Origin of the sequence: Polyangium sorediatum (assembly GCF_029946465.1) — a bacterium.
In the GTDB taxonomy this organism is placed as follows: Bacteria; Myxococcota_A; Polyangia; order Polyangiales; family Polyangiaceae; genus Polyangium; species Polyangium fumosum.
Genome location: NZ_JARZHI010000046.1, coordinates 1 through 19,768, shown reverse-complemented (window position 1 = coordinate 19,768; position 19,768 = coordinate 1). Strand labels below are relative to the sequence as shown.

Below are 19,768 nucleotides of genomic sequence, written 5' to 3'. Positions count from 1 at the left end.
CCCCGAGCAAGCGAGGCCGCCGGACATACTGAACATTTGCTCATTGCCAACGGTCCGACCGTCGTCTACCGTGGCCCCGCTTGATCGGCGAGACCCTGGGCAAGAAGTACAAGCTCATATCCCTGCTCGGGCGCGGGGGAATGGGCGCCGTCTACGAAGCCGCGCACACCGAGACGGGCGCGCGGGTCGCCGTGAAGGTGCTCCATCACCACCTCGCCGCGGGCGAAGGGCTGCGGCGTTTTCGGCGGGAGGCGCAGGCGATTTCGCGGATCCAGAGCCCGCACATCGTCCGCATCCTCGATACCGGGACGGATGAGCCGAGCGGAGCGCTTTATCTCGTGACGGAGCTGCTCGAAGGCGAGGATTTGCAGCGGCTCATCGACCGGATCGGCACGCTTTCGCTGCGCGGCGCCCTCGGCATCACGAGCCAAATCCTCCGCGGGCTCGCCGCCGCCCACGCGGCGCGCGTCGTGCACCGCGATATCAAGCCGGCCAATCTGTTCCTCGCCCGCGAGCCCAATGGCACGCTGACGGTAAAAATCCTCGATTTCGGCATTGCGAAGGTCCGCGCCGAGCCCCTCGGCCTCGGGCAGACGACGGACCTGACGGCCACGGGCAATCTGCTCGGCTCGCCGCTCTACATGTCGCCGGAGCAGGTGCAAAACAGCCGCGACGTCGATCATCGGACGGATCTGTGGTCGCTCGGGTGTGTGCTGTACGCAGCGCTCGCCGGGCGGGCGCCCCATCAACACCTTTCGTCGATCGGGCAGCTCCTCGTGGCCATTTGCGTGACGCCCGCGAGGCCGCTCGTGGAGGTCGCGCCGTGGGTGCCCGCCGATGTGGCCGAGGTGGTCGAGCGCGCGCTCGCGATTCCCGCGGAATCACGGCCGCAGAGCGCGGAGGTGATGCTCTCGGAGTTCGCGCGATTCGTTTCGCCGGACGAAACGCTCCGGGAGGATCTGCTCGCGACCGGGGAGAGGTCCCGCGGGGTGGCCGCTTCGAGCACGCCGCCGAGCCCGCCTTCGTCGATGTCGACGCCGCGGTTCGTCGTGCCACCCGCCTCGGAGCGGCCCTTGCGCGGCGACGAGCCGACAGAATTCGCGGGATCCGTCGCAGATCGGGTGCCCTCGGAGGATCCGCGGTCGGCCGCTCGGTCGGCGGTGCCGAAGCTGCCGACACGCGTGGGGAGCCGGCACGTGACCGTGGATCCGCGTCGGTTTCTCGGAGAGCAGAGCGAGCTTTGGACGCTCTCCCTCGACGTTCACCCCAATCTTTCGAGCTTGATCGCGCGGATCTGGAAAGCCATGCGGCGCGCCGGCGCGAAGGTGCCTCCGATGACGTACGGAAAAGAATGGATCCTGTTCGAGCCGCGGACGAAGCGGTTCGTCGAGGACGACGTCGGCGAAGGCGGAGCGCGTTTGTCCCTGGAGGCCGCAGGGATCCGGCCGGGGGCGGTGCTCTGGGTGATGACGCCCGAGGAGCGCGAGACGGCGTGATCAGGGAGCGCGGTTTGTCCGCGTGTCCCGGCCTTCACGCTCCGTGATCGCCTTTCCCCAGGGATACTTCGCCACGAGCGCGCGCCCTTTCTCCCGGAGCGCGCTCGGCAGTTTTCCGCGGCTCGCCAGCGTGAACGCGGAGGCAAACGCCTCGGCGCTCGGGAACCGATCAGCGGGCTTTTTCGCGAGCGCGAGGGCCAGGACGAGGTCCACGTCGCGCGGGAGGTTCGGCACGATGTCCGAGGCGCGCGCCGGCGTTTTGTAGACGATCTCGAAGAGGATCTGCGGCGTGTCCGTGCCCGAAAACGGCGGCCTGCCGGTGAGCGCGCGGTACGCGACGGCGCCGAGGGAAAACAGATCGCTGCGCACGTCCGCTTCGATGCCCTGCGCCTGCTCGGGCGACATGTACCCCGGGGTGCCGACGACCGCGGCCTGCGTGAGCGTGCCCTTGGAGCCCTGGAGCTTCGAGACGCCAAAATCGAGGATTTTCCAGGTCGGCGCGCCTCCGTCCGCCTGCGACAGGAAGAGGTTCTGCGGCTTCAGGTCGCGATGCACGATCGACGCGGCGTGCGCCGCCGAGAGGCCCCGGGCAACCTGCTCGAGCAGCTCCGTGACGCGGGCGAGATCGATCTGTTTTTCCTGGCGCAGGTGGTGCGCGAGATCCTTGCCTTCGAGCAGCTCCATCGCGATGAACGGCGCGCCGTCGTCCGTCGCGCCGACCGCGAAGACGCTGACCACATGGGGCGATTCGAGGCGCTGCGAGATCTCGCCCTCGCGCAGGAAGCGCTCGACGAGCGCCGGATTTTCGAGCCCCGCCGCCGAGAGCAGCTTCACGGCCGCGCGCTCGCCCGTCTCCACGTGCGCCGCCGCGTAGACCTCGCCCATCGCGCCGCGGCCGATCACCTCGGCGAGGCAATACGCACCCGCGATCGCGCCCGTGTGGCGACCGTCGAGGCCCGCGCCGGCGCGCAAGGCACGTTCGAGGATGAGGTGCGCTTCGTCGAGCTGCGCCTCGCGCTGGGCCGCGAGCCGGCTCGCCTCGACCGAGCGCTTCATGGCCTCGATCGCCGCGATGCGGCTCGTGCGCGTTTGCCACGCCGCGATCGCGAGGACGCTCGGCACGTAGAGCGTCATGAACAGCCGCGCGTTCGGCGCTGCGTCGGTCGCACGGAAGAGCCCCACGTCCGGCAGGACGCCGGTCCCCACGAGGATCGCGAGCACGAGGTAGAGCGAGATGGCCCCGCCCGCCGCGCCGTACATGAAGCGCCGGTCGTCGCTCATCCCGAAGACGCCGAAGGCCAGCGTGACGAGCAGCGGCGCCGGCGAGAAGACGCCCAGGTAGTAGATGGTCATGGGCATCATGAGCAGGCACGCGACCACGAAGATCCGAAGGACGCGGTGCGTGTAGCGGGCCTCGTCCCTGCCGCGCCACCACACCCAGGCGCCGACGCTCCCCATCGCCACGAGCGCGACGCTGAACGGCAAGCGGATGATCGTGTCGGGCGCGAGCGGCAACGACACCACGCCGAACGCGCAGAGGATCACGATGACGCGGCCGAACGCGCTCGCCCGCGCCGCCTCCTCCGTGTGCAGCGCCTCGGCCATCGTGTAGCCGGCCGTCGTCGGGCGCAGGATCGAGGGCGACGCGGAGATGCGCCCCGTGGCGGAGATACGCCCTGTGCGCACGGAGGCCGGCGGCAAGGAGATGCGCGACGGCGGTGGCAAGGAGACACGCGGCGGCGGCGGCGTCGTGCGGCGTACGCCCGCCATCGAGGGCGTCTCGGCCAGCGTCGGCTCCTCGCTCGTGAGGCTCGTGTGGTCGAGCAGCTTCGGTCCGAGCGCGACGGGATCTTCGATCGACGAGGCAGGCGGGGCGTCTGTCCCCGGCGGGAGCTCCGTCGCCCGGGCGAGCGCTCCCTCCGTCGTTCCCCGTCCCGAAGACGCCATGCCCCAGATGCTACGAAAAAAACGTCCGAGGCGCGCGGTGCTCGCTCGTGGGGGTCGTGCTACCGCTGTCCCGCGTGAGGAAGCCCCGCGATATCGTCGTCGCCACGCACGGCCACTGCTTCGACGGGATGGCAAGCGCCGTCATGTTCACGCATCTCGTGCGCTGCCTCTCCCCCGAACAGGCGCTCTCGTTCCGGTACCGCTCGTGCGGCTACGGACCGGGCATGGCGACAATCCCGGAAGGGTGGCTCGACGGCGACGAGAACGCGATCCTGGATTTTCGGTACACGAAGAGCCAGCGTCTGTCCTGGTACTTCGATCACCACATCACGGCGTTCGGCTCGGCCGAGGAGCAACGCGCGGCGCTCGCCTCGGGAGACGCGACGCATCACGTGTTTTACGAGCCCACCTACGGCTCGTGCACCAAGCTCATCGCGGACGTGGCGAGCGCGCAGTACGGCATCCGGAGCGAGGCGCTCGCGCCGCTCGTCGCCTGGGCCGACGTGATCGACGCGGCCCGTTTTCCCTCGGCCGAGGCCGCGGTCGATCGCGAGGAGCCCGTGCTCAAGCTGGCGTCGGTCGTCGAGCACCACGGCGACGGGCCCTTCCTGAAGGACATGGTGCCGCGGCTGCTCGAACGGCCGCTCGACGAGGTGGCGCGCGGGGCCGACATCGCCGAGCTCTTCCGGCCGCTCGGCGCCGCGCGCGAGACGTTCATCCGCCGCGTGAAGCAGGTCGGGACGACGATGGGACGCGTGGTGCTCGTGGACCTCAGCGACGCGCCGCTCGACGCGGCGGCGAAGTTCGTCACGTACGCCCTTTTCCCGGAGGCCATGTACTCCGTGACGCTCACCCGCCAGAAGCAGCACTGCAAGGTGTCGGTCGGGTACAACCCGTGGTGCGGCAAGGAGCGGCGGCACGACATCGCCGCGATCTGCCGGCGCTACGACGGCGGCGGGCATCCGGTCGTGGGGGCGGCGTCGTTCCCGCTCTCGGAGCTGCCGCGGGCGCGCGCCGTGGCGCTCTCGATCGCGCGGGAGCTCGACACGTGAGGTGGCGCGGCGCAGCAGCCCTCCGGCGCGCAGAAGGGCGGCCGCCGCTCGTGTACGGGCACCGCGGCGTGCGCGGGGCGCGGCCGGAGAACACGCTCGCGGCGTTCGAGTTCGCGGCCGCCGAAGGCGCGGACGGGGTCGAGCTCGACGTGCGCGTCGATCGGGACGGGGAGCTCGTCGTGCTGCACGATCCGACGTTCGAGCGCGTGACGGGCGGCGCGGACATGCGGGCCGCTTCGGATCTGCCGTACGAGGAGATCCGGCGGGTCGACGTGGGGAGCGGGGAGCGCGCGCCGCGGCTCACGGAGGTGCTCGCGCTCGTGCAGGCGCGCGGGCTCGCCGTGAACGTGGAGATGAAACACGACGTGCCGGATCGAGCAGCCGTGGTGCGCGCGACGGCGCGGAAGCTCGGGGCCTTCGATCCACGCGTGCCGGTGATCGTGTCGTCGTTCGATCCGCGCATGGTCGCGGCGTTCGGCGTGCTCGCGCCGCGGATCCCACGGGCGCTTCTGGTGCATCGCACGCGCTGGTCGTGGGCCGCGCTCGAGCTCGCGCGGGGCCTCGGGCAAGCGGCGCACGTCGAGCGGATCCTCACGCAGGGCAGCACGGTGCGGCGGCTTGTGCAGAGCGGGCTCGTGGTGAACGTGTGGACGGTGAACGACACGCGCGAGGCGCTGGATCTCGCGGCCCTCGGCGTGGACGGCATCATCACGGACGTGCCGGGGCTCATCCGCGCGGCGCTCGGGTAGCCGCGCGCTCCAGCTCTACTTGTCGCAGGTGACGAAGAGCTTGCGGACGCCGCCGGGCTCGGTCTGCTGGAAGGCGCCGGGCACGAGGGGCGGGTTCCACTGGGCTTCTTTGTACTGGAAGATCACGTCTTCCTCGGTGTGCGGCACGCGCATGCGGATCGAGCGCGGCAGCTCCGCGTCGCAGGCGCCGCCGATGGGCTGGATCGGGTCCTCGATGCCGTCGGGATCGACCCGCGGGGGCGCGGTGCGGGCGGCCTCGTGGTTCGAGAGCTCGGCCTGGTAGAGGTCGGCGCCGCGCTGCGAGACGAGCACGGAGAGGACACGCACGCGCTGCTGGGCCCAGGGGTTGTCCCAGTCCTCGGGCCGGATGCCGAGGTGGATCTCCTGCTGGGCGTCGCGCGTGCTCGGCACGAGGACGCGGTAAAACCCGTGGTCGGTGTCCCAGGTGATCGTGGGGGCGCCGGGCTGGTGCAAGAGGACGGGCGCCTCGCCGCGGAGGAGCGAGACGAGCGCGTGCCCGGGGATGGGGACGCGGGTCATGCGCGCGAGGTTGCAGGGGCTCGCCGGGCCGAAGAGGAACTGCTTCTCTTTAACGTCGAGCATCTGAAAGCGCTCGCCGTCGGCCGTGAGGGTGTAGAGCATGGCGCCGAAGGGGCTGACCACGTCGAAGCGGACGCGGTCCGGGTTCACGGCGAAGAGGTGTACCTCGCCGCGCACGCGGCCCTCGGGCGCGAAGCGGTCGATCTTGGCCTGGCCTTGCACGCCGTTGACGCACGCGTACGTGGCCTTCATCCGGCCGAGCGCGTCGTCTCCGGTGGGGAAGACCGACGGGGGCGGACGCGTGCCGCCGCACGCCGTGGCGAAGAGGAGGGCCGAGACGAGGGAACACCGTGCGACGTGGGCGCGCATGCGGGCTCGACCGTTGCAGGAAAGTCCGAGCCCGTCAACGAGGCGAGGGTGGGAGGGGGTTCGGCGGGGAAGCGCATTTCTGGCCGCAACGCTCTTTGCGAGCGCGCCACGGGTGGCGTAGACCCGGACGATGCACGCGCGGATCCCCTCGCTCGCCGTGGCCGTCGTCGCCCTCGCCCTCACCGCCTGCGACAAGCCCATCCCGGAGTCGACCCCGGCGAAGCCGCCCGCCGCCGCGGGGCCGCAGGCTTCTCCCGGCGCCGCGCCGAGCGCGAGCGCGCAGGCGGCGTTCGAGCAACCGAAGCGCATCGCGGCTCCGGCGCGGATCGTCGCGATCGGAGATGTGCACGGCGACCTCGCGGCGACACGCACGGCGCTGCGGACCGCGGGCGCGATCGACGAGAAGGACCACTGGATCGGCAAGGATCTCATGGTCGTGCAGACCGGGGACGAGATCGATCGCGGCGACGCGGATCGCGAGATCGTGGACCTCTTCGAGCGCCTCGCCGACGAGGCCAAGGCCGCGGGCGGCGCCGTGATCGCGATGAACGGCAACCACGAGGTGATGAACGTCCAGCTCGATCTCCGCTACGTGACCGACGGCTCCTTCAAGGATTTCGAGGGCGTCCCCGGCATCACGACCACGGATCCGCGCCTCGCGCGCGTCCCGGAGAACGAAAAGGCGCGCGCCGCCGCGTTCCTGCCGGGGGGGCCGTACGCGAAAAAGCTCGCCAAGCGGGGCATCGTGGCCGTCGTCGGCGACACGGTGTTCGTCCACGGAGGCATCTCGCCCAAGCACGTGCGGTATGGCCTCGACCGGATGAACCGCGAGGTGAGCGCGTGGATGGACGGCACCGCGCGGGATCTGCCCGGGCTCATCACCGCGGAGGACGGCCCGGTCTGGCTGCGGCGTTACTCGGCGGCGCCTGGCCCGGACGATTGCCGGGTGCTCGCGGAGACGCTGACGATGCTCTCCGCGAAGCGCATGGTCGTGGGTCACACGCCGCAGCGCGGCGGCATCACGTCGGCGTGCGGCGAGCAGGTGTGGCGCATCGACGTGGGGATGTCGAAGCACTACGGCGGCAAGCCGGAAGTGCTGGAGATCAAGGGCGCGGAGGTACGGCCGATCCGCGCGGAGCCCTGAGCTCCGGCGTCGAGCTCCCCGCCCCGCCCGCGTTCCCGTGGGGGCCCTCGCGAGCGCGCCTGGATTCCTCGTTTGTACGTTGAAAATGATATTCATTTACATCTTCGCCACAGCGGACTAGCCTCGGCATCCCAGGTAGGTACGGGATGAGAACAGGCTTCCTTGCATGGGCGCTGGCGTCGGCGCTGGTGCTTTGCACAGGCGCTGGTTGCAGCGACGAAGGAGAAGCGGGCCCTGGACAGGGCAGCGCAGGTGGATCAGCGCCCGCAGGCAGCGGCGGTAGCGGCGGCATTGGCGGCGGCGCCGGCGGCAGCGGTGGCATTGGCGGTAGCGGCGGCGCCGGCGGCAGCGGTGGCATTGGCGGTAGCGGTGGCACCGGCGGTAGCGGCGGCGCTGGCGGCAGCGGAGGCATTGGCGGCAGCGGAGGCGTCGGCGGCAGCGGCGGCGAAGGGGGCGGCGCTCCCCCCGACACGACCCCGCCCATCGTGACGCTCGGAGGCCCCCAAAGCGGCGCCCTCCTCCGCACGGCGCGCCTCCACGTCTCCGTGCACGCCGAGGATCCAGGCAGCCTGGCCAAGGTCGAATACACGTGGAACGGCGCCCCCGCCGTGCCCCTCGACATGAGCAGCGGCGTGCCGGTGTTCGACGGCACCGTGGACGAGCGGCCGACCCGCGGGAAAAACACGCTCCTCGTGGCCGCCGAAGATCTGGCGGGCAACCGGACGGAGGTGCCGCTCGAAGTGACGTTCGAACGAAGGCTCGGCGCCGGTGGCTCCCACACCGGCGCGATCACGGCGGGCAAGGTCGCCGTGTGGGGCCGCAACAACCTCGGTCAGCTCGGCCTCGGCGTCGGCGACACGACGTCGCGCTTCGAGCCCGTGCTCGTGCCTGGCCTCGAGGAGATCACGGCGATCGATCTCCGCCAGAACCAATCGCTGGCGCTCCGCAAGGACGGCGTCCTGTTCGTCTGGGGAACCAACACCGACGGCCGGCTCGGCCTCGGCGCCCCGGGCATGCCCGACGCCGACAAACGCGAAATCGCCACGCAAAACCCGAACCTGACCGGCGTCCTCGCGGCGACGTTCGGCTACGATCACACGCTCGTCTTGCTCGACGACGGGACGGTGCGCGCGTTCGGCGACAATAGCTCCGGGCAGCTCGGCGACGGCACGACCGAGGACCGCCATTACCCCGTGGTGGTCACGGGGCTCGACGATGTCATTCAGATCGTCGGCGGATCGAAGCACTCGCTGGCGTTGCGGCGCGACGGCACGGTCTGGGCCTGGGGGAGGAACCAATACGGCAACCTCGGCCAAGGGACCGCCGACACCGATCCGCACCCCATGCCGGTCCAGGTGCCGGGATTGACCGACGTCGTGCACCTCGCTTCCGGGCGGGATCACGTGCTCGCGCTGCGCGCCGACGGGACGGTCGCCGCCTGGGGGCTCAACCAAAGCGGCCAGGTCGGCAATGGAATGAGCGGCGCGGACGCGGACGTGCTTTCGCCGACGGCCGTCGTGGGATTGCAGGACGCGGCGGCGGTGTTCGCCGATGGAAACTACAGCTTCGCGGCCCGGAAGAACGCGAGCGCGGCCGGCTGGGGGCAAAACTTCAATGGGCAGCTCGGCATCGGCGGGGACGATACCGTCGATCGGAGCGCGCCGGACGCGCCGCTCGCGCTGCCCGCGACGCTCGACATCGACCCCGGCGCGACCCACGCGATCGGGCTGACGCCGGACGGCGCGGTCTACACGTGGGGATGGAGCACGAACGGCAGCCTCGGGCGGCCAAACCTGCTCAACAACTGGGCCTACCCGACGCCGGGGCTCGTGACGCAGCCATGAGGCTCCGCGCGCTCGCCCTGTGCACGCTCGCCGGAGTCGTGGCGGTCGCGTGCTCCGGCGATCCGCCGGCAGGCACGACGACCGCCGCGGGTTCGACCGGCGCGGCGGGCGCAGGGGGCACGGCCGCAAGCAGCGGCAGCGGTGGGAGCGGCGGGAACGGCGGGAACGGCGGGAGTTCGGCCGGGGAAGGCGGAGGCTCGAATCCGGACGAAACGGTCGTTCTCACGCTCGTGAGCCCCCTGCCCGGGCTGGCCTTCGAGCGACGCCATGTGGACGTGGACGTCGCCTTCTCCGTGCCGGAAGGCGGCGCGACGCTCCGGCTCGCGCTCAGCGAGGTGATCACCAACGAGCAATCGATCGATACGACGGTGACCACAGGAACGGCGCGGCTCCGGCTGCCACGTGCGCGCGGCGCGAATGTGTTTGTCGTAACGATCGTCTCGGCGTCGGGAAAAACGGCGACCGTGGAGGGAAATCTCCACGGCGGGCGCCTCGTGACCACCTCCATCGACACGATGTTCGCCCTCCGGGACGGAACCCTCGTGCAATGGGGCGGCGGCGACCCGACCCCCGCCAAAAAGGACGCGCCCACCGCGCTCGTGTCCGTCGCCGAAAATGGAGACACGCTCTTCGCGCTCGACGCCGAAGGGCACGTATTCAAGGCTCCCGGAGGACCATCGGCCTTCGAGCCCGTGCCAGGGCTCGAGGACATCGCGACAATCGCGCCCGGCGGAGGCCATGCCTTGTTCCTGCGCGCGGACGGCCGGCTCTTCGCCGCCGGGCTCAACAACCGAGGCCAGCTCGGCGCAGGCGACACGGAGAGCCATGCAGGCGTCGTCGAGGTCCCGCTCGACGGGATCGTCGCGATCGCCGCCTCCGACGACGCGTCGTTCGCGGTCGACACGAAGGGCCTCGTGCACGCGTGGGGCTCGAACGACGAAGGGCAACTCGGCCTCGGCGACGAGGACGCCTCGCCCCACCCCGATCCGCTCATCGTCCCGAACCTCGTGGACATCGTGGACGTGGCCGCCGGCCGAGACCATGTCCTCGCCTTGGCCGCTGCCGGCGGGCTTTACGCCTGGGGGCTCGGTTCGAGTGGCCAGCTCGGCGACGGATCGGCCGGGATCCTGGCCTCGAAGCCACAGCCCGTTCCCCTCGTGCTCCCCGGCCCCGCGATCGCGCTCGGCGCCCGGGGAAACACGAGCCATGTCGTCCTGGCGAGCGGCGAGCACCTCGTCTGGGGGCAAAACAGCCTCGCGCAGCTCGGCGTGGGCGACACGAACATGCGGACCAAGCCGACGCCCAGCCTCGTTGGCCACGTGCGCGCGATCTCCGCGGGCCTCACCGGCGGCGTGGCCGTGGACGAAAGCGGCGGCCTCCAGGCGTGGGGATCGAATACGAGCGGGCAGCTCGGTCTCCCGCTGCCGCCCGAAGGCCCGGAACGATCGAGCGTGCCTGTCGTGGTGCCGTGGCCGTGAGCCTCCGCGCGGCGCGTCGGATCGCCCTCCTCGCCGTGATCCCGCTCGGGGTGGCGTGCTCCGACGAGGCCCCCGCGGGCCCCGGCGGCTCGGCTTCGGGCACCGGAGGGGCGGGCGCATCGGGCGGCGGACCTGGCAGCGGCGGTGTTGGTGGCGCCGCAGGCGCAGGCGGCGGCGGTCTTGGCGGCACCGGAGGCACAGGCGGAGCCACGCCGGCCGCCTTCGAGCCCGGCGAAGAGCGCCCCGGCGGCGACACGACCATCGATACACGCGACGAAAAAAGCTTCCTGCGGCCCGCGGCAAACCTCTCCCTGGAGCGCCTCGGGACCTTCGAGGCCGGACTCGCGCTCTTCGACGTCGCCTGGACCGTCGGAGGCGAAGTCGACCGCGACGGCCTGGGCCCCACGTACGTCGGCACCTCCTGCCGAAGCTGCCATTTCCGAGGCGGCCGAGGCGCGCCGCCGCCCCCAGGCCAGCCGATGACATCGATGCTCGTGCGGCTGTCGATCCCATCCGCGGACGGCGCCACCTTCGTCCCCGATCCTCGCTACGGCGATCAAATCCAGAACAAGGCCATCCCCGGGGTCCCGCCGGAAGGCTGGTTCTCCGTCGCCTACGAAGCCAAAGCCGCCGCCTATGCCGACGGCACCGCATACGAGCTGCTGGAGCCGACCTACACGGCCCACGATCTAGCCTTCGGCCCGCTCGCCGAGGGCACGCGTTTCTCCCCGCGCGTGGCGCAGCCCATGATCGGGCTCGGCCTGCTCGCCGCAATCCGCGACGAAGACATCGAAGCGCTCGCCGACCCCCACGACAAAAACGGAGACGGAATCCGCGGCCGCAGAAACCACATCTCCGTCGAGGGAAACCTCGCGCCCGGGCGATTCGGCTGGAAAGCAAACGAGGTGGATCTCGCGCGACAAACCGCAGGGGCCTTCCTCGGGGACATCGGCATCACCTCCCCGCTGCACCCGACCGACAACTGCCCGCCCCTCCAGGCAGCCTGCGCCGCAGCCGCAAGCACGACGCTGGACATCGACGCAGCTCGCTTCGACGCGATCGTCGTGCTCTCGCACCTCGTCGCCGTACCCCACCGCCCCGAAGCCGCCGAGCCCGACGTGCTGCTCGGCAAGGCGCTCTTCTCGCAAGCCGGTTGCAGCGCGTGTCACGTCCCGTCCTTCGTCACCGGCCCCCTCGCAGGTTTTCCCGAGGTCGAAGGGCAGCACATCTACCCGTACACCGACCTCTTGCTCCACGACATGGGCGCAGGTCTCGCCGACGAACGCCCCGACCACGAAGCCGGAGGGCGCGACTTCCGCACCGCGCCACTCTGGGGCATCGGCCTGACGAGCCTCGTCTCCGGTCACACGAGGCTCCTGCACGACGGACGCGCCCGAAGCATCGAAGAAGCCATCCTCTGGCACGGCGGCGAAGCCGAACCCGCACGCGCGTCCTTCCGTGCGATGTCTGGTGTAGACCGGGCAGCGCTTCTGCAGTTCGTCAGCTCGCTTTGAGCAGCCGCGCCGGGGTTTCACCCCGGACCCCGACCAGGGGCTGTCCGCCCCTGGACCTGGACCAGGGCCAGCCCTGGACCTCAGGTGCATCAACCGCGATGCGGTCGATGCAAAGGTGCATGGATTCGCGGCGTCGCTGAGGCAGCTAACGCGATCGTTTGAGGACCCATGAAGGGGTGAGGATCGCCCCGCTGTTCGTTTGTGCTCAAACGAACAGCAGCGGCAGGTGAGCGGGCGGGAAGGTGTGGGGGGCAGCGCCCCCCACCCAGGATCAGGAGGCGCGGAGCGCGTCGAGCAGGTCGACGTCCGGAATCGCGATCGGAAGCCGCGCCCGGATGACCGCCACGTCGTTGTCCTCGCACATCCGCGCCACGGCAAGGCCGTCATACAGCGCGATCGGCGCCGTCCCCGGCACAGACGCCTCTTCCCGCGCGCCGGACAAGGTTTGTCCCGCCGTGAAGATCCATCCGACCGTGGCCGGTCCATAGTGGTGCAGCGAGCCGCGCAGCTCCGTCACCCGCTCGCGACCCACCTCGCGGCCGTCGCGCCGAATCACGATCGCCACCCGAATCTCGTCGTTGCCCATGCGCAAGACGCCCGAGAAGTGCGACTCGCCGCCAGGCGCACCCGCGCGGCGCACCGCGCGAAGCTGCCCAACACCCATACGCTCGAGCGCGAGGACACAAACCTCGATGAACGCATGCCCCGGCAGCTCGCCGAGCTTGCGAGCGAACGCGCGACGAGCCCCATCGCGATACCGCTCCACCGCAGCGAGGGCCTCCTGCTCCAGCCGCGCCAGATCGCCGCCGAGCAGCCAATCCGTCAGGGCCACGCGGCCCCCCGCGAACCGGAAGCGCGGCCGCTGCCCCGCAGCAATCCGCCGGGCATTGTCAGCGCGCACCGCAGCAGCCACCTGCGACTGCACGAGCTGCGCATCCCCCGAGAGGCGACCACGTCGCTGCGCCGTCTCGGCGATCTGCCGCAGAGACACAGCACCCGCGTTGCGATCGAACGTCGACAGGATCGCGGCCACCGCATCGGCGAGCTCACGACCCGCAAGATCATCCAGCGCCGGATGACCTTCCCCAGGGGTCAACTCGATGACCTGCGGGCCCCGGTACACAGCCTCGGTCGGCGCCACATCACGCACGATCTCGCGGTCCCGTTCGCGACCCACGTCACGGTCGCGGTCCCGGCCCACGTCGCGATCCCGATCGCGGCCGCCCATGTCACGGTCGCGGCCGTCGCGACGAACCTCGAACGCGGGCGTCGCCGTATACGAAGGCAGCCCGCCTCCGCTCGTCGGCACGGCCTGCGCCTCGCCGTTCGTGCTGCGACCCCGGCGACGGCGGCGACGACGGCGACGACCTTCCCCTCCGGCATCGGCAGCGCCCCCACCGGCGCGCTCGTCCCCACCACCGAGGATCGGCTGATCGTCGTCCTCTTCCTCGTCGAACATCTCGGCGGCGCCAGCAGCCGCTTCCGCGCGCATCACGTCGTCGGGGCCGGCGGGGCCAGCGTCGATCTCTTCCTCCTCGGCAGCGCGCGTGTACGACGGCGCCGACGGCCGGGGCATGGGCGGAGCGAGTTTGGCCGCGGGAGCCGGAGAAACGAGCGTCTCGTCGTCGTCCTCGTCAGCGTCTTCCTCGGCGGCAACGACCTCGACGGGGGCGGCGGGGGCGGCCTCGATCACCTCGGGCGCCTCGTCCCTCTCGGCCTCCGCGGCCTCCGCCTCGCCTTCGGCCTCTTCTTCAACGGCCTCCGGGGCGCTGACCTCTTCCTCGACCTCGTGCCGGGCAGCCTTGGCAGGCTCTTGTTTGCCGCCGCGCTTGCCCTTCTTGCCATCGAGACCCGCGCGGAGCGTCTTCTCGTCCCACTCCCGCAGCGCGAAAACGCCGGGCTTCACCCGGATGAGCGGCGTGTCGGACGAGTCCTTCTTGAGCATCGCGGCGAGCCGGGCGCCCATCGTGACCTCGGGGCTCTTCCCGACGTGGCTGAGCAAGTTCTTCTCTATCGCGATATCGGTGATCTCTTTGTAGTGGAGCGGCCTGCCGACGAGGCGAAGCACCTCGGCCGCTGCATCGGTAAACGTCATCTTTTGTCCAGCCCTTCGGGCGCTCCCATCACTCGGGGCGCTCCTCTTGGTGCGCGTCGCACGTGCCGCCCTTGTTCCGACGCCACGCGCTGGGCCTCTGCCCGCCACGACCGGGAAGCGCACATTCGCTCCCACTCGGCCGGACACGCTACTGAACAGCCGCATAACACGGGACGATCCACGAGTCAACCACGCCAGCCCGCCCACCCCTCCCCCCTCGCACGAACTCGACGCGAAAGTTCGTCCTGGACGGAGTTTTTTTCCCACGAACCCGCATCGCCTGCCCGCTAGGGCCGGTGCGTCTTCGGGTTCGCGAGCTTGCTCGGCAACCAGCGGAAAAAGTCGAGGATCGTGGACGAATCGAAGATGCCGTCGGACGAGTCCCACACGATGAACTCCACCGTGGCGATCTCCCCGGGCACGATCGGCGCCTCCGTGGTCAGCCATCCCGTGCTGCCGCCGATCGAGCTCGGCGTGTTGTTGCAAGGCGAGTCGAAGTCGTCGTAGCCCGTGCCCGCGAGCTCGGATTTGCCCCCCGAGCAGAAATTGAACCCCGGCGTGCCGAAACAACCCGTCGGACCGGCCACGCAACGATCGAAGAAATTCAGGTTCACGGAGCCGGGCGTCCCCTGGCCGTCGAACACCACGTTGCGGTTGTTCGCGATTCCCGGCGCGTTCGTCTTCAAAAGCACCACCCAAAGGTCGTTGAACGGCGAGCAGGCATACTCCGGGTACTCCGACGACCAGTACGCATGATCAAACGCAAAACTGTTCGCATTTGTAGGCGTACGCACCTGAATCTTGAGATTGACCGGATTGAACGCGGTGGACGCGAAGGGAACCGGGCATCCTGATTTGTTGGTCGGGAAGCCGGGGGGCGTGGCCGACTGCGTGCCGGTGTCCGTGCCGCCCTGCGGCGTGCCGAACTGGAAGTACGGCTGGCTCGGCGTGGCCGCGAGCCCCGTCGAGAGGAAGACGAAATTCTGGTTCGCCCGCGGGCCAAGCACGTTGCCCATGGACGTGATGATCGCGTGCGACTGCGGGAACGGCGTACCCGTGCCGTCCGCGAGCCGCAGCTCCGCCGTGATCACGCCCCAGCGCTTGTTCGCGCCGGTCGCATTCAGCGTCGTCGTCTGGCAAAGCTCGATCGACTTCGCGTAGTCGAGCGGATCCTGCGAGGTGTACTGCAAGCCCGCGCTGCAGGCGGTGTTCGGGTTGTCGATGCCGCCGTCGCAGTCGTCGTCCTTCCCGTTCGGGAAGTCGAACGCGCCCGGGTTCACCAGCGGATCGGCGTCGTTGCAGTCCCCGTCGCAGACCGTGTAGCCATCCCCGTCGGCATCCGGGCAGGAGCCATCCGGGATCACGTCTTGCGGGACGTCTTGCGGCACGTCCTGCGGCACGTCGACCGGGACATCCACAGGCACGTCTTCCGGGACGTCTTCGGGCACGTCTTCGGGCACGTCTTCGGGCACGTCTTCGGGCACGTCGACAGGGACATCGATCGGCACGTCGATCGGCACATCCACCGGCACGTCCTCGAGGACGTCGATCGGCACATCCTCGACCACGTCGAGCGGCGCGTCCTCGACGCTCTCCTCCACCACGTCGAAGACGACGTCCGGCGAGACATCGGGCGAGACATCGGGCGAGACATCGGGCGAAACGTCCGGCGAAACGTCCGGCTGCGCGTCGTCGCCGGGCGCGTCGGGGCCGGCGTCGTCTTCGTCCTCGTCGAGGGTGTCGTCGTCCTCGATGTCGGTGCGCGCGCCGCAGCCCGGTCCGAGCCAGACGGCCGGCGTGGCGAGCGCAACAAGAACGAGCCCCCAGCGAAACGAAAAGCGCACGACGTAAGCCTCCCGAAGACACCCCCGGCGGCAGCCCGCGCCGTCGCCCACCCGGAGAATATCAGGAAACGCAGGAAACGTACGCGGTCTGCCTCGAACGGGAGTACGCTCAGGGGATGGAGCTCGGGCGGCTCCTTCAGGAGCTCATTCAAGCCGCGCGCAAGGCGGGCATCACCGTGCGCTCCGAGTCCTTCGACCCCTCGCTCTCCGACGGCGGCAAGAAGTGGCGCGGGGGGCTCTGTGTCATCCGCGGCAAACGCGTCATCCTCGTGGACGAACGCGCGCCGCTCGTCGACCGCATCGCCACCGTCGCCGCCTCGCTCGCCAGCGTCGACCTCGAGCACGTGTTCCTGCCCCCCATCGTCCGCGCGACGATCGGCGCCTACCAGCGCGAGGCCCCCGAGCGGCCCGTCCCGAACGCGACCGTCCCCCTCCCCCCCGTACGCGCGCGGCTCCGCCGCACCGACGACGACGAACCCTGAACCCCGCATCGCGTTCGTCCGCGCACACCGAGGCAAAGCCACCTCTATCGCCGGCGCGTGCAGGACGGCCCGATCACGCTCTGGACCGCCGCGCCGCGTGCACCCTCGACGCCGCCTCGTCACGATTGCGCGAAAAAGGAACGTTTCCAAAATGGCACACGCGTTGCTATGTAATGGTGCGCGCCTTCGAGCGCGTCGCGGGAGCGCAGGGCCCACCTCCTTACCGACCCCTTTTTCGGGCTCCATGACGCACTTCGCGCTTTCTTCCCATGACGCAATCCCCGCCACGGGTCACGCCTCCGCGGGCCACGCAGGCCCCCGGGAGATCCCGTCGACCCGATTCCACACAGGTCCCCACGCCCGGGTCGAACCGACATTCGCCGAGCGTGCCGCCGAGCGCCGAACCTCTGCGCGCGAAGCGCTCCTCGCCGAGCGTTCCGCCGCCTCCCGCGCCCGGCCTCTCCGACGCCGCCGCCGCGCTCTCCGGCGCAGCCGCCGCACTCCACGACGCAGCCGCCGCCCTCGAAGGCGCGGCCGCCCGGCTCGCCGCGATCCGACCTCGCGCCCGTACGAGCACGCACACAGGCGCGACACCCACGCCGCCCGGCACTCCGCCGGATCGCGAACGAACGTAGGGAACGGGCATCCCCACGACTTGACGCGCACTTCCGTCCCCGTTCTCCTTCCGCTTCTTGGAGGTTGGAAGATGCGGAGAACGATGAAGGCGCTTGGTGGGATGTTGATCTTGGCCCTCGGAGGCGTGGCCGCATGCAGCGGCGGCGGTGAGGGGACGGGGGCCGGTGGCACCGCGGGCACCGCGGGCGCGGGGGGAATGGCCGGCGCGGGGGGGATGGGGGGGACGGCCGGCGGTGGAATGGGCGGGGACGGCGGCTCGGGCGGCGTGTTCGTCCCGGGATGCCCGTCCGGCATCGTCTGCGGCACGGGTGATTGCTGCGCGCAGGGCTCCGAGTGCGTGATCGACGCTTGCTTGCCGGCCTGCGCCACGAACGTCCGTTGCGGCGCCGATCTCTCGGTGTGCTGCGGGGCCGGCGAGGTCTGCGTGGCGGATCAATGCGCCCAGCCCGGCGGCAATTGCCTCGACTGGGCCGATTGCGCCGAGGGCGAGTTCTGCGAATCGACGCTCGGCGTCTGCTTGCCGCAGCCGCCCCCGGGCGCCGCGACCTGCGAATACAAGCCGCCGCCCGGACCGCTCAAGCCGGTGCTGGAATGGTCCTGGACGGAGAGCACCATTTTCCCGGCGTTCCACCAGGTCATCAACATGCCCGTGGTCGTCGATTTGGAGAACGACGGCACCCCGGACGTGGTGATCGTGACGTCGAACAACTTCAACGCGAGCCAGACGGCCTACCTGCGCGCCTTGAATGGCAAGGACGGCATCGAGAAATGGGACGCGGCCGTGGACGTGTACGCCGACGCGAACCGCGTACAGCCGCGCGTGACGCCGGCGGCGGCCGACATCGACGGCGACGGATTCGTCGAGATCGTGACCGGCAAGGCGGGCGGCGGGCTCATCGCGTTCGAGCACGACGGCAAGGTCAAATGGACGTCCAAGCAAGCGGACGGCACCACGAACTGGACCGTGGCGCTCGACTCGGCCACGGTGGCGATCGCAGACCTCGAGGGTGACGGCAAACCCGAGATCGTCGTCGGCGGCGCCGTCTTCGATGCGAATGGCGTCCTCCGGTTCAACGGCGGCGCGTTCTTCGGGGCCAACACGGGCACCTACGGCGCCGTCAGCATCATCGCCGACCTCGACGGCGTGATGCCGCAGGAGATCGTGAGCGGCAAAAAAGCGCTCCGGTCCGACGGCACCACGTATTGGGAGCAAGCCGCGCTCAGCGACGGCTACCCCGCGATCGCGGATCTCGACCTCGACGGCAAGCCCGAGCTCGTCGTGGTCTCGAACGACACCGTGCGTGTCCAGAACCCGACGACCGGCGCGGTCATCGCCAGCGTCGAGATGCCCGGCAATGGACTCGGCGGCCCCCCGACCATCGCCGATTTCGACGACGACGGCCGCCCGGAGATCGCGGCCGCGAACGGCACGGCGTACTCCGTCTTCGAGTTCGAGGCCGGCGAGACCGCGACGCTCAGCGTGAAATGGCAGAAGACGACGCAGGACGGCTCGTCGAACCGCACCGGATCGAGCGTCTTCGATTTCCAGGGCGACGGCGCGGCCGAGGTCGTCTACAACGACGAATGCTATTTCCGCGTCTATGACGGCGCCACTGGGGACACGCTCTTCGAGGAGAAGAACCCGTCGGCGACGATCCACGAGTACCCGGTCGTCGCCGACGTCGACGGCGACAACAACACCGAGGTCGTGCTCGCGGCGAACGACCTCTTCCACCTGAATGGACAAAACGGCTGCCCCTACGGCGCCAACGGCCTGCGGCACGGCATCTACGTCTACGGCGACGCGGACGACAACTGGGTGCGGACGCGCAAGATCTGGAACCAGCACGCCTACCACCTCACGAACGTGAACGCGAACGGCACCGTGCCCTCGCCCGAGTCCGCGAGCTGGATCAGCCCCTTCGGCCTCAACAACTACCGCCAGTCGAACCAGGGCGCCGGCGTCTTCAATGCCCCCGACCTCCAGGTCAGCCTCGAAGCTTCGCTCGCCCCCTGCCCGGGCGGCGTGGATCTCCGGGCGTTCGTGCAAAACAAGGGCACGGACGGCGTCCCGCCCGGCGTGAAGGTGAGGTTTTACCGGGGCAATGGCCCGGACGGTACGTTCATCGGTGAAGCGACCACCACGAAGGCGCTCCTGCCCGGCCAGTACGAACTCGTCGTCATGCCCTACAAGACGCTGGCGAGCGACGTCGTCATGTCGTTCTACGTCGAGGTCGACAAGGACGAGGCCGGAGAGGGCGGCCTGAACGAATGCCTCGAAGACAACAACGGCGCCACGCTCGGCGGCGTCGAGTGCGGCGACCTGAACTGATTCTCCCTGCACGATAAAAAAAGGGCGGACCCACGTGGGCCCGCCCTTTTCCTTATCCGCGCAGGCCCACGACGGGCCCGCGGCTTCTCATGCGGCCTTGCGCCGCCGCCCGATCACGAGGCCGAGCGCGCCGAGCACCACGAGCAGCGAGCCCGCGTGCCCCTCGTCCGCGCCGGGCGCCGTCCGGCAGCCGCAGCCGCCGTCGTCGGGTCCCCCGCCGCCCGCGCCGCCGGCGCCAGCGTCGCC

At 70.2% G+C, this 19,768-nt stretch carries 15 protein-coding genes; 10 read left to right on the top strand and 5 right to left on the bottom strand.

Annotation, left to right across the window (positions count from 1 at the left end):
• The first annotated feature begins 80 nt into the window (after positions 1–80).
• On the top strand, positions 81–1,496 hold the full coding sequence (locus QHF89_RS34730) for a serine/threonine-protein kinase (RefSeq protein WP_136967411.1): 1,416 nt from the start codon (positions 81–83) through the stop codon (positions 1,494–1,496).
• Here the strand turns inward: QHF89_RS34730 and QHF89_RS34725 are convergent, their stop codons facing one another.
• A complete protein-coding gene (locus QHF89_RS34725) occupies positions 1,497–3,443 on the bottom strand; it encodes a serine/threonine-protein kinase (protein WP_136967410.1) in 1,947 nt (648 codons plus the stop codon).
• A 74-nt stretch (positions 3,444–3,517) separates the two neighbouring features.
• Between QHF89_RS34725 and QHF89_RS34720 the strand changes: the two genes are divergently transcribed.
• Positions 3,518–4,495, top strand: coding sequence for a hypothetical protein (locus QHF89_RS34720; RefSeq protein WP_284721299.1), 978 nt, complete (start codon positions 3,518–3,520; stop codon positions 4,493–4,495).
• Positions 4,492–5,244, top strand: coding sequence for a glycerophosphodiester phosphodiesterase (locus tag QHF89_RS34715; RefSeq protein WP_136967409.1), 753 nt, complete (start codon positions 4,492–4,494; stop codon positions 5,242–5,244). The genes QHF89_RS34720 and QHF89_RS34715 overlap by 4 nt, the downstream gene beginning before the upstream one ends.
• 15 nt (positions 5,245–5,259) lie before the next feature.
• Here QHF89_RS34715 and QHF89_RS34710 read toward each other — a convergent pair whose 3' ends face one another.
• A complete protein-coding gene (locus tag QHF89_RS34710; RefSeq protein WP_284721298.1) occupies positions 5,260–6,153 on the bottom strand; it encodes a LolA family protein in 894 nt (297 codons plus the stop codon).
• Between the two features lie 130 nt (positions 6,154–6,283).
• Between QHF89_RS34710 and QHF89_RS34705 the strand changes: the two genes are divergently transcribed.
• From QHF89_RS34705 to QHF89_RS34690, 4 genes are all read left to right on the top strand, one after another.
• Positions 6,284–7,297, top strand: a complete 1,014-nt coding sequence (locus tag QHF89_RS34705; RefSeq protein ID WP_136967408.1) for a shewanella-like protein phosphatase — start codon at positions 6,284–6,286, stop codon at positions 7,295–7,297.
• A 146-nt stretch (positions 7,298–7,443) separates the two neighbouring features.
• Positions 7,444–9,141 carry an RCC1 domain-containing protein gene (locus QHF89_RS34700; RefSeq protein ID WP_284721297.1) on the top strand — a complete coding sequence of 566 codons (1,698 nt, stop codon included), beginning with the start codon at positions 7,444–7,446 and terminating at the stop codon, positions 9,139–9,141.
• Positions 9,138–10,619, top strand: coding sequence for an RCC1 domain-containing protein (locus QHF89_RS34695; RefSeq protein WP_284721296.1), 1,482 nt, complete (start codon positions 9,138–9,140; stop codon positions 10,617–10,619). The genes QHF89_RS34700 and QHF89_RS34695 overlap by 4 nt, the downstream gene beginning before the upstream one ends.
• Positions 10,610–12,133 (top strand): di-heme oxidoreductase family protein, encoded by a 1,524-nt coding sequence (locus tag QHF89_RS34690; protein WP_136967405.1) that lies wholly within the window; start codon positions 10,610–10,612, stop codon positions 12,131–12,133. Before QHF89_RS34695 ends, QHF89_RS34690 begins: the two co-directional genes overlap by 10 nt.
• A gap of 271 nt (positions 12,134–12,404) precedes the next feature.
• Here QHF89_RS34690 and QHF89_RS34685 read toward each other — a convergent pair whose 3' ends face one another.
• Both QHF89_RS34685 and QHF89_RS34680 read right to left on the bottom strand, forming a co-directional pair.
• Entirely contained in the window at positions 12,405–14,228 is a 1,824-nt protein-coding gene (locus QHF89_RS34685; protein ID WP_136935704.1) for an HTH domain-containing protein, read from the bottom strand.
• Between the two features lie 287 nt (positions 14,229–14,515).
• Positions 14,516–16,072 carry a MopE-related protein gene (locus QHF89_RS34680; RefSeq protein ID WP_136967404.1) on the bottom strand — a complete coding sequence of 519 codons (1,557 nt, stop codon included), beginning with the start codon at positions 16,070–16,072 and terminating at the stop codon, positions 14,516–14,518.
• Between the two features lie 116 nt (positions 16,073–16,188).
• Between QHF89_RS34680 and QHF89_RS34675 the strand changes: the two genes are divergently transcribed.
• From QHF89_RS34675 to QHF89_RS34665, 3 genes are all read left to right on the top strand, one after another.
• Complete coding sequence (locus tag QHF89_RS34675; protein ID WP_136967403.1) at positions 16,189–16,554, top strand: hypothetical protein; 366 nt, start codon at positions 16,189–16,191, stop codon at positions 16,552–16,554.
• Positions 16,555–16,940: 386 nt separating this feature from the next.
• Entirely contained in the window at positions 16,941–17,189 is a 249-nt protein-coding gene (locus tag QHF89_RS34670; protein ID WP_136935707.1) for a hypothetical protein, read from the top strand.
• A 101-nt stretch (positions 17,190–17,290) separates the two neighbouring features.
• Positions 17,291–19,522, top strand: a complete 2,232-nt coding sequence (locus tag QHF89_RS34665; protein ID WP_284721295.1) for an FG-GAP-like repeat-containing protein — start codon at positions 17,291–17,293, stop codon at positions 19,520–19,522.
• Between the two features lie 87 nt (positions 19,523–19,609).
• On the opposite strand, the gene QHF89_RS50255 is transcribed toward QHF89_RS34665, so the two are convergent.
• Positions 19,610–19,768: MYXO-CTERM sorting domain-containing protein (locus QHF89_RS50255; RefSeq protein WP_425440851.1), on the bottom strand; the 159-nt coding region annotated here is incomplete at its 5' end.

Bases quoted from the DNA above. Each gene is read 5' to 3' on its own strand.
- QHF89_RS34665 (WP_284721295.1), top strand. From the start codon at position 17,291: ATGTTGATCTTGGCCCTCGGAGGCGTGGCCGCATGCAGCGGCGGCGGT.
- QHF89_RS34675 (WP_136967403.1), top strand. From the start codon at position 16,189: ATGGAGCTCGGGCGGCTCCTTCAGGAGCTCATTCAAGCCGCGCGCAAG.
- QHF89_RS34685 (WP_136935704.1), bottom strand. From the start codon at position 14,228: ATGACGTTTACCGATGCAGCGGCCGAGGTGCTTCGCCTCGTCGGCAGG.
- QHF89_RS34710 (WP_284721298.1), bottom strand. From the start codon at position 6,153: ATGCGCGCCCACGTCGCACGGTGTTCCCTCGTCTCGGCCCTCCTCTTC.
- QHF89_RS34695 (WP_284721296.1), top strand. From the start codon at position 9,138: ATGAGGCTCCGCGCGCTCGCCCTGTGCACGCTCGCCGGAGTCGTGGCG.
- QHF89_RS34705 (WP_136967408.1), top strand. From the start codon at position 6,284: ATGCACGCGCGGATCCCCTCGCTCGCCGTGGCCGTCGTCGCCCTCGCC.
- QHF89_RS34700 (WP_284721297.1), top strand. From the start codon at position 7,444: ATGAGAACAGGCTTCCTTGCATGGGCGCTGGCGTCGGCGCTGGTGCTT.
- QHF89_RS34725 (WP_136967410.1), bottom strand. From the start codon at position 3,443: ATGGCGTCTTCGGGACGGGGAACGACGGAGGGAGCGCTCGCCCGGGCG.